The sequence below is a fragment of the Mesorhizobium sp. M7A.F.Ca.CA.001.10.2.1 genome, assembly GCF_003998575.1.
Classification (GTDB): Bacteria; Pseudomonadota; Alphaproteobacteria; order Rhizobiales; family Rhizobiaceae; genus Mesorhizobium.
In genome coordinates this window covers 1-1,157 of sequence record NZ_RZQY01001087.1, presented here as the reverse complement: position 1 = coordinate 1,157, position 1,157 = coordinate 1, and the positions used below count along the sequence as shown (strand labels likewise).

The 1,157-nt window shown below is 62.1% G+C and carries 2 protein-coding genes; one reads left to right on the top strand and one right to left on the bottom strand.

Features of this window, described 5'->3' with window-relative positions:
• The coding region (locus EN964_RS35280; RefSeq protein ID WP_164776444.1) for a molybdopterin-dependent oxidoreductase at window positions 1-436 on the top strand (436 nt) is incomplete at its 5' end.
• 40 nt (window positions 437-476) lie between these two features.
• Here EN964_RS35280 and EN964_RS35275 read toward each other — a convergent pair.
• Window positions 477-1,157: aspartate/glutamate racemase family protein (locus tag EN964_RS35275; RefSeq protein WP_127277501.1), on the bottom strand; the 681-nt coding region annotated here is incomplete at its 5' end.

Here is a 1,157-nt window from a genome sequence, read left to right as displayed (position 1 = left end):
ACTCCAGAATATGCCGAGCCGCACCCAGATCACCCGCCATGACTGCGTCGAAGGCTGGAGCTGCATCGCCAAATGGACCGGCACGCCGCTGTCGCTGGTGCTGGACCAGGCGGTGGTCAAACCGCAGGCGCGCTACGTCATGTTCCATTGCCTCGATACGATCGACCGCAGCCTCTCCGGCGACATCAAATATTACGGCAGCATCGACCTGATCGATGCCCGTCACCCGCAGACGATCCTCGCCTATGGCCTGAACGGCAAGCCGCTGCCGGTCGAGAACGGCGCTCCGCTGCGGGTTCGCGTCGAGCGCCAACTCGGCTACAAGATGCCGAAATATCTCTACAAGATCGAGCTGGTCGACGGCTTCGCCACTGTCGGCGGCGGTCGCGGCGGCTATTGGGAAGACAATGGTTATGACTGGTACGGCGGAATCTGAATCGCACACCGCAAACGCTGCGGCCCCAAAGATGGCCAACCTATAGCGAGCGGCGAAACAGTTCGCCCTTTCCGGCGATCTGCTCGCCAATGCCGCCGAGCCGCAGCATGTGCCAGGCAAGGGCGTGATTGCTCGAGGTTACCGGTTTCCCCAGTTCCTTCTCGACCTCCTCGATGATGCGGGCAACGCGCATGCTGGTGCAGGAAACGAACACCGCCTCACAGTCGCTCGACGCACCGATTTCCAAGATGGCCTGCTTGACCGATGCCGGCGTGATGCGCGCAACGACATTGTCATCCGCCTCGTTGAAGGAGCCCATGACCGGAATGTCCATCCCCCGCGCCATCAGCGATGCACGTAGCGAATGATTGATTTTCGCCAGATAAGGGGTGAGCAGCGCGATCCGCGAGACGCCCAGGGCCTTCAGCGCCGCCCTTGCCGCCGTCACCGGGTTGGTCACTTGCACGCCCGGCAGCACCTCATGAACGCGTTCGGCGACCTTGTCCTCGCCGATAACCAGCGCTCCCGAGGTGCAGGCAAAACCGATCACATCGAACTTGACGTCCGGCAAGAGCCCGACAGTTTCCGGGATGACGGCCGACATCTTCATCAGGTTTTCCGGCGTGATCTCGACATCGCTGTAGAGCCGCGCCTCGTACAGCGCGATGTCGCGCGCGGGCAGCGCATAGCGGAATTCATCCTCGATGGTCTGGTCGGTTCG